At 69.5% G+C, this 8,103-nt stretch carries 6 protein-coding genes; all 6 read right to left on the bottom strand.

All coding sequences use genetic code 11. The features are described 5' to 3' along the window. Positions 1-108: 108 nt before the first annotated feature. Entirely contained in the window at positions 109-1,806 is a 1,698-nt protein-coding gene (locus tag CH341_RS11835) for a carboxylesterase/lipase family protein (protein WP_245431006.1), read from the bottom strand. A gap of 82 nt (positions 1,807-1,888) precedes the next feature. Next, positions 1,889-2,800 (bottom strand): amidohydrolase family protein, encoded by a 912-nt coding sequence (locus tag CH341_RS11830; protein ID WP_111419234.1) that lies wholly within the window; start codon positions 2,798-2,800, stop codon positions 1,889-1,891. 11 nt (positions 2,801-2,811) lie between these two features. After that, positions 2,812-3,612, bottom strand: coding sequence for an SDR family NAD(P)-dependent oxidoreductase (locus CH341_RS11825; protein WP_111419233.1), 801 nt, complete (start codon positions 3,610-3,612; stop codon positions 2,812-2,814). A 13-nt stretch (positions 3,613-3,625) separates the two neighbouring features. Then, the gene (locus tag CH341_RS11820) at positions 3,626-4,594 is read right to left on the bottom strand and encodes a tripartite tricarboxylate transporter substrate binding protein (RefSeq protein WP_111419232.1); all 969 of its coding nucleotides are present in this window, start codon (positions 4,592-4,594) and stop codon (positions 3,626-3,628) included. Positions 4,595-4,777: 183 nt separating this feature from the next. Beyond that, positions 4,778-5,746, bottom strand: a complete 969-nt coding sequence (locus CH341_RS11815; RefSeq protein WP_111419231.1) for a TAXI family TRAP transporter solute-binding subunit — start codon at positions 5,744-5,746, stop codon at positions 4,778-4,780. Between the two features lie 81 nt (positions 5,747-5,827). Then, complete coding sequence (locus CH341_RS11810; protein WP_210208264.1) at positions 5,828-8,062, bottom strand: TRAP transporter permease; 2,235 nt, start codon at positions 8,060-8,062, stop codon at positions 5,828-5,830. Positions 8,063-8,103: the final 41 nt, after the last annotated feature.

Here is an 8,103-nt window from a genome sequence, read left to right as displayed (position 1 = left end):
CACAGGCGAAGCCTACCTTCGGGGCCTCGCCCCACCCCGGTCGTCCGCTTCGCGGACGCCCGACCCTCCCCCTCCAGGGGAGGGTAACGCGCGAGGCGATCCCTCTCCCTACTGCGTCAGAAAGCCCGGATAGAGCGGCTTCCAGAATCCGCATTTGTGGGCGGCGGAGGCATCGAAGGGGCCGACATGGCCGGGGGTGAGGTTCATCACCGCCGTCTCGGCCGTGTAGCGGGGCCAGGCGGGCGAGCCTGCCGCGACCGGGATGCCGGTGCGGGCGAAGCTCGTCCAGTAGGCCATCATCTGATCGGCGAGCTTTTGCGAGGGCGGCGCCAGATCAGGCCCCGCGAGCTTGGTCGTGTTGTCGAAATGCGGGAACTGATACGGCAGCTCGGAGGAGTGCACCGGCCCCATCTCGAAGCCCGGATCGGGCGTGACGGGCGGCGCGGCCGGATCGCCGAACACGTATTCGTAGACCGGGACGTGCTTGCGCATCAGCTTGCCGGCTTCGAGATAGATGCAGTTGTTGAGCCCGACCTTCGGCGAGAAGTCCGACATCACGCTGCCGAGCGCGGTCGGCGCCGACGAGTAGGCCGTCACCGGGTAGTCCTTCAGCACGGTCGGCGTGGTGTCGGCGTAGACGGCCTTCAGGTCGTCCGGATAGCTCTCCGCCGTGATCTTGGCGCCGGCCTGGACGTCGTAGGCGACGTAGAGGCGCAGCTCCTCGGCGTCGCCGCCGTTGAGCACCGGCACCTTGACGAAGCGGCCCTGGCGCAGCGCCTCGAAGCTCTGCATCGGCACGGTCTTGGTGCCGTAGACGGGCGAGAAGGCCATCAGGTCGGCGCCGCCGACCTCGGCGGCCGCGGCCAGCAGATCCGTCACCTTCGCCTTGCGCAGGCAGGCCAGCGCCGCCGACTTGTCGGCTCCGGCCTTGTCGCCGCAGCCGACCTTCTCGGCGACCTTGTCGCCGACCGCCGTGGCCGCCGCGGCGACCTCGCGCAGCGGATGGGCGCAGCCGCCCGACTGGACGATGGCGCGACGGAACAGGCCTTCCGTCTCCTTCGGCGCAATCAGGTGCATGCAGATGCTCGCCGCCCCGGCGGATTCGCCCGCCACCGTGATGTTGTCGGGATCGCCGCCGAACGCCGCGATGTTGCGCTTCACCCAGCGCATCGCCAGCCGCTGGTCCTCCAGCCCGAAGCCGCCGTTGTGGCTCGCCGGAAACGCCGGATGCGGCATGAAGCCGAGCACGCCGAGCCGATAGTTGAACGACACGACGACGACGTCGCCGGCCGTCGCCATGGTGGCCAGCGGATAGAGCGCGCTCGAGCCGCCGACGAAGGCGCCGCCGTGGATCCACACGATCACGGGCTTTTTCTTTTGGCGCGGCCCCGGGGTCGCTCCCGTGTCCGGCAGCGTGATGTTGAGGGTGAGGCAGTCCTCGGTGTCGCTCGCCTGGGTCAGGCCGTAGCGCGAGACCTGCGGACAGGCGTTGCCGTAGCGGGTCGCCTCGCGGACGCCGCGCCAGGGCAGCGCCTGCCGGGGCGGCGCGAAGCGCAGCATGCCGACCGGCGGCTCGGCATAGGGAATGCCCTTGAACTCGCGCACGCCGCCGCCGGCCGTGCCGCGCACCTTGCCGGTGTCGGTGGTGACGACCGGCCCGTCGGCCGGAGTGGCGGCGGACGCTTCGGCCGCGGCGTCCGTCGCTGCGGCCCTGGCCGTTGCGGGAAGCATCGCGGAGAGCGCAGCCGCGAGCAGAAAGGCGGCGCCGGCCAGCATCGCGCGGCGAGCCGAAACAGTGTCTGACATGATTGTGTTCCAGGCGGGCGGAGGACCCGCGGAACAGCTAGCAGCAAACGCCCGACAAATCATGCCCGCCGCGGGCGTCGCCTCAGGTCTTTTCGAAGTCGAAGAACTCGGTCGGGTTGTCCACCAGCATCGACTGCTGCGTCCGCGTGTCCTCGGCGATCTGCGGGATCAGGTCGACCAGCTCGCCGTCGTTCGGCATGAAGCGCGAGATGTTGGGATGCGGCCAGTCGGTCCCCCACAGCACCCGCTGGGGGGCGTGGCGCGCCAGGGCCCGGGCCAGTGCCACGGCGTCGGCGAAGGGCGGCCCGGCCCGCGAGATGCGGTCGACGCCGGACAGCTTCACCCAGATGTTGCCGCGGTCGAGCAGCTTCTTCAGCGCCCCGAAGGCGAAGCCGCTGGTCCCCTCGGCGACGTCGACGCGGCCGATGTGATCGATCACCACCTTGGCGCGGATCCCGGCGATCACGTCGAGGCTGTCGAGCAGCTCCTTGCCGGTGACGTGGATCTCGATGTGCCAGCCGAACGGGGCGACCAGGTCCATCACGGTCCGCAGCCCGTCGAGCGACGGGCGGCCGCCGAGATGCGGCAGGAAGTTGAAGCGCACGCCGCGCAGCCCCGCCGCGTGCAGGCGCGCCACCTCGTCGGCCGGCGTGTCGGGCGCCAGCAGCGCCACGCCGCGATAGCGTCCGTCGGTCGCTGCAAGCAGGTCGAGCAGGGCGCGGTGGTCGGTGCCGTGGCAGGAGGACTGCACGAACACGCCGCGCTCGAAGCCGAGCAGGCGGTGCAGCGCCAGCAGCCGCTCCTTCGGCGCGTCGTGCGGCGTGAACGGACGCTTCGGCGCGTAGGGGAAGACGTCGCCCGGGCCGAACACGTGGAAATGCGCGTCGCAGGCGCCGGGCGGCGGCACGTAGCGCGGCTGGCGCGGGTTCGGATCCGGCGGAGGACAGGTGGGCGCCGAACCCGACGGGTGGTCGACCTGTGTCGTCACGCTCATGTCGCAGACCCTCAGTCGCAGCGCGCCGTCATGCCACCGTCGACCACGATCTCGGTGCCGGTGACGAAGCGCGCCTCGTCGGATGCGAGAAACAAGGCGGCAGCGGCAGTGTCGCGGCCGTCGCCCATGAAGCCGAGCGGAATGCGGGCGACGCGCGAGCGCAACAGCGCATCCACGTCTCCTCCGGCGCGCTGGCCGGCGAGCCGCGCTTCCACCATCGGCGTATGCATCTGGCCCGGAACCACGGTGTTCACCCGGATACCGCGGCCAGCATACTGCACGGCGACCACTTTTGAGAACTGAATCACGCCGGCCTTGCAGGCCGCATAGGCGACCTGGGCCGCGCCGGTCCAGCGCAGGCCCGAGGTGGAGGCCGTGTTGACGATGGCGCCACCGCCCTGCCGCTCCATCACCGGCAGCACGTATTTGCAGACGAGGAAAACACTCTTCAGGTTGTAGTCGACCTGGGCGTCCCAGGCCTCCTCCGACAGCTCGACCGGCCCGCCGGCCGACGAGCCGCCGACATTGTTGACCAGCACGTCGACGCGTCCGAAGGCCGCGCAGCAGGCCTCGACCATGGCGGCCACCTCGGCCGCCATGGTCACGTCGCAGCAATGCGTCGCGACGGGCCCGCCGAAGCTTCGGATCTGGGCGACGGTCTCGGCCATGGCGGCGGCGGAACGATCGACCGCGAAGACGCTCGCGCCTTCGCGGGCGAACAGCACGGCGGCGGCCCGGCCGTTGCCCCAGCCGGGCCCGACGCAGCCGGCGCCGGTGACGATGGCCACCTTGCCTTCGAGGCGCTTCCCCACCGCGACCTCCGTCTCAGTTGCCCGGCTTCACGCCGGCCGCGTCCACCACCTTGCGCCACTTCGCGATCTCGCTGGCGATGTAGGCGGAAAACTCCTCGGGCGTGTCGCCGACCAGGATGGCGCCTTGGGCGGCGAGCTTCTCCTTGACGTCGGGGCTCTTCATCGCGGCGACGGCGGCCTTGTGGAGCTTCGCCACCACGGCCGGCGGCGTCGCGGCCGGGGCCACCATGCCGTACCAGTTCTCCGCCTCGACCTGCGGGAACCCGGCTTCGGCCATGGTCGGCACGTCCTTCAGGCTCGGGGCACGCTCGCGGCTGCCGACCGCGACGGCCTTCAGCTTGCCGGACTGGATGTGCGGCAGCAGCACCGGGATGTCGAGGAACACCATGTGGACCTGGGACGCCAGGATGTCGGTGACGGCCGGCGCGGCGCCGCGATACGGGATGTGGACGATGTTCACGTCGGCCGAGATCTTGAACAGCTCGCCGGCCAGATGCGGCATGCTGCCCGGGCCCGACGAGGCGAAGCTGATGTCGCCCGGCTTGGCCTTGGCGAGCGCCACCAGCTCGGCCACCGTGCCGGCCTTCACGTTCGGCGCCACCGCGAGAATCTCCGGCACCTTGGCGACCAGCGTGATCGGCTTGAAGTCCTTGAGCGGATCGTAGGGGATCTTCTCCTGCAGGCTCGACGAGATGGCGAGCGCGCCGGCGCTGGTGAGGCCGATCGTGTAGCCGTCCGGCTCGGCCTTGGCGACCGCGTCGGTGCCGAGCACGCCGCCGGCGCCGCCGCGATTGTCGATCAGCACCGGCTGGCCGAGCAGCTCCGACATCTTCTGCCCGACCGTGCGGGCGATGATGTCGTTCGGGCCGCCGGGCGGGAACGGCACGACGAGCTTGATCGGGCGGGAGGGGAACTCCTGGGCCGCCGCGAGGGCGGGCGCGAGGAGCAGCGCGAGGGCGAGCAGGGCGCGACGAAGGTGCATGCGGGATCTCCGGGGGTTACGTCTCGCTGTCGAACCGGTAGGGCTCCGCCCTCACCCTGAGGAGCCCGCGCAGCGGGCGTCTCGAAGGGCGAGGGCGGCCATCGTGGTGGCCACATGGTTCGAGACGCGCTCCTGCGGAGCGCTCCTCACCATGAGGTGAGAGCCCGTGCGAGGGCGGCCCGATCACATCTGCACGCCCTTCTCGGCGAAGTATTTCAGCGCGCCGGGATGCCACGGGATCGAGGAGTTGGCCTTGAGCTGGTACTTGTAGTCGATGCTGTCGGCCTCCTTGTGGACGGCGACGAGATCGGCCTTCTTCTCGAACACCGTCTTGACGATGTCGTAGGCCATCTGATCCGTCATCTTGTCGTTGGTCACCAGCACGTTCCACACCACCGAGATCTTGTTGTCCTTGTCCTGGCCCGGATAGGTGCCGGCCTTGATGGTGTCGGTCGAGTAGAGCTTGCCGTGCTTGGCGTTCATCTTGTCGACCACCTCGCTGTGGTCGATCATCTTGATCTTGACGCCCGGTGTCGCGCCGAGATCCGTCACCGCCGCGGTCGGCAGGCCGCCGACCCAGAAGAAGGCGTCGATCTTGCGGTCCTTGATGGCGTTGACCGACTCGGCGGCGCCGAGCCGCTCGCGCTTGAGATCCTTGTCCTTGTCGAGCCCGGCCGCCTCGATGACACGGAACGCCATCACCTCGGTGGCGCTGCCCGGCGAGCCGGTGGAGACGCGCTTTCCCTTGAGGTCGGACATCGTCTCGATGCCGGTCCCCTCGATGGTCACCACATGCATGCGGTTCGGGTACAGCACCATCAGGGTGCGCACCTCGACCTTGTTGCCCTTGAACTTGTCCTCGCCCTTGTAGGCGTCGAGCGCGGCGTCGACCATCGAAAAGCCGACCTCGCTCTGGCCCGAGCCGATCAGCTTGAGATTGTCGACCGAGCCGCCCGTCACCTCGGCGGTCGCCTGCACGCCCGGCAGCGCCTTGGACAGCACCGCGGCGAGGCCGCCGCCCATCGGATAATAGACGCCGCCGGTGCCGCCGGTGCCGATCGCGATGGTTTTCTGCTGGGCCAGCGCGGCGCCGGCCAGGAGTGTCGCCGCCGCGGCGGCGCAGGCGAGAAGGCGGGGGATTCGAAATGTCATGGCGTTCTCCCTTGATTGGTCAGCTTCTTATTGTCGTCGTCGTGATGCGACGTTCGGTGGTACGACTCATGCGGCGACCGGCTACCGCGTCCTGATCTGCCAGGCGGCCAGCACAACGACGAGCACGAGACCGAACCAGGCGGGCTGCGGCACGTCGATGCCGAGCAGCCATTCGGACGCGGGCTCCAGCAGGCTCGGGAACACGAGCAGGAGGCCGGCCAGCGTCCACCCGACGCGCTCCACCGTGGTGCAGCGGCGGAAGCCCCAGTTCTGCGCCGCGACCGCGAGCGCGCCGAGCCCGACAGCGGTCTTCAGCGTGATCAGCGCGATGTCGATCCAGGTGCCGTTCTTGGGCACCGCCATCAAGAGGCCGACGCCCATCGGATCGAGGATGAACACGAACGGCACCAAAAACGCCGGCAGCGTGTATTTCCACGCCTGCAGCGTGGTCCGGTAGGGATCGCCGCCCGTGATGGCGGCCGCCGCGAAGGGCGACAGCGCGGTGGGCGGCGACACCTCGGACAGCACCGCGTAGTAGAAGATGAACATGTGCGCCGCGAAGTCCGGCACGCCGAGCTTGGTCAGCGCCGGCGCCGCGATCACGGCGCAGATGATGTAGGACGCCGTCACCGGCACGGCGAGGCCGACGATCCAGACGATCAGCGCCGTGTAGATCGCGGTCAAGAGCAGGCTGTTGCCCGCATAGGCGAGCACGATCGAGGAGAATTTCAGCCCGAGCCCGGTGAGCGTGACGACGCCCACGATGATGCCGGCCGAGGCGCAGGTGGTGGCGGCATTGAGCACGCCGATGGTGCCGTCGGAGAGCGCCCGCACCAGCTTCTTCGGCCACAGCGCCGTCTCGGGCCGCAGGAACGACAGGCCGAAGGCCAGGAGCGTCGACCAGAACACCGACAGCATCGGCGAATAGCCCGCCACCATGAAGCCGATGACCGCGAACAGCGAGACGAAGTGGAATCCGTATCGCCTGAGCATCTGCGGGATGGTGAGCGACGTGTCGTAGGGCACGTTCCTGGCGCCGAACCGCTTGGCGTCGAGCTCCACCATGAACAGGAGCGACAGGTAGTACAGGACGGTCGGGATGATCGCCATCCAGATCACGTCCAGATAGCTGATCTTGAGGAACTCGGCGATCAGGAAGGCGGCGGCGCCGAGCACCGGCGGCGACAGGATCGCGCCGAGCCCGCCGGCGGCGAGCAGGCCGCCCGCCGCGTTCTTCTCGAAGCCGGCCCGCGCCATCATCGGATAGGCGACGGCGCCGATCGTCACGGTCGTCGCGACGCCGGAGCCGGAGGGTCCGCCGAGCAGGAACGACGACAGCACCACGGTGCGGCCGGCGCTGTTCGGCTTGCCGCCCATCACGGCGAGCGAGAAGTCGATGAAGAACTTGCCGGCGCCGGAGTGCTGCAGGAAGGCGCCGTAGATGGTGAACATGATGATCAGGGTGGAGGAGACGTCGACGGCGACCCCGAAGATGCCTTCGAGCGTGATGAAGAGATGCCCGACCAGCCGCGTGAACGTGTAGCCGCGATGCGTCCACGGCGGCGGCAGCCAAGGGCCGACCAGCGCATAGACGATGAACAGGATCGCCACCGCGGGCATGATCCAGCCGGTGGTCCGCCGCGTCGCCTCCAGCAGGAGGACGATGAAGATCACGCCGAGCACCACGTCCCAGCGGTCCGGCACCGCGGCGCGGTCGGTGAACTCCTCGCCGCCGATCAGCGCGTAGGCCAGGATGCCGACGCAGCAGACCGCCGCCACCACGTCCCACCAGCGGATCGCATTGCGGAAGCGCGCGGCGAGCGGAAACAGCAGGAAGCACAGCACCAGCACGAAGCCGACATGGGTGTAGCGCAGCTCCTGGGTCGGCACGATCGCGTAGGCGGCGTAGAGGTGGAACAGCGTCGAGGCAACCGCGATGATCGTGACGATCAGGCCGGCGCGGCCGGACAGGCGGTTGGCCGCCCCCTCCTCCTGCTCGATATAGGCCTCGGCCTTGCGCAAGGCCTCGTCCGAGATGGCGCCCTGGGTGGTGAGGCGCACGTCGGGCAGCGCTGAATCGTCGGCGGCGGGGCGGCCGGAGGAGCCCGGCACGTAGCCGGGCGGCGGCTCAAGCGGCCGGAACGGATCGTTTTTTTCCGCGGCACCATACAGGGACGACCCGGGCAGCGACGATCCGGACGGGGACGCGGGCCCGCGCGGCGAGCCGGGCTTTTCCGGCGCCGTATCGTTCGATGCGGTCGGGTGCTCGGGATTCGATCGCGACGCGGGATGCGCGTCGGTCCGCTCGTCCGCCATGCTCGCTTCCTGCCCTGGCGCCGTCGCCGGCGGCCTGTCGT

The organism is Rhodoplanes roseus, from assembly GCF_003258865.1.
GTDB classification, from domain to species: Bacteria; Pseudomonadota; Alphaproteobacteria; order Rhizobiales; family Xanthobacteraceae; genus Rhodoplanes; species Rhodoplanes roseus.
Note: the sequence above shows the minus strand (reverse complement) of the source record. Positions and strands in the feature narration are given on the sequence as shown.

Excerpts from the sequence above, each read along its gene's own strand:
- CH341_RS11835 (WP_245431006.1), bottom strand. The coding sequence starts at position 1,806 with ATGTCAGACACTGTTTCGGCTCGCCGCGCGATGCTGGCCGGCGCCGCC.
- CH341_RS11830 (WP_111419234.1), bottom strand. The coding sequence starts at position 2,800 with ATGAGCGTGACGACACAGGTCGACCACCCGTCGGGTTCGGCGCCCACC.
- CH341_RS11820 (WP_111419232.1), bottom strand. The coding sequence starts at position 4,594 with ATGCACCTTCGTCGCGCCCTGCTCGCCCTCGCGCTGCTCCTCGCGCCC.
- CH341_RS11815 (WP_111419231.1), bottom strand. The coding sequence starts at position 5,746 with ATGACATTTCGAATCCCCCGCCTTCTCGCCTGCGCCGCCGCGGCGGCG.
- CH341_RS11810 (WP_210208264.1), bottom strand. The coding sequence starts at position 8,062 with ATGGCGGACGAGCGGACCGACGCGCATCCCGCGTCGCGATCGAATCCC.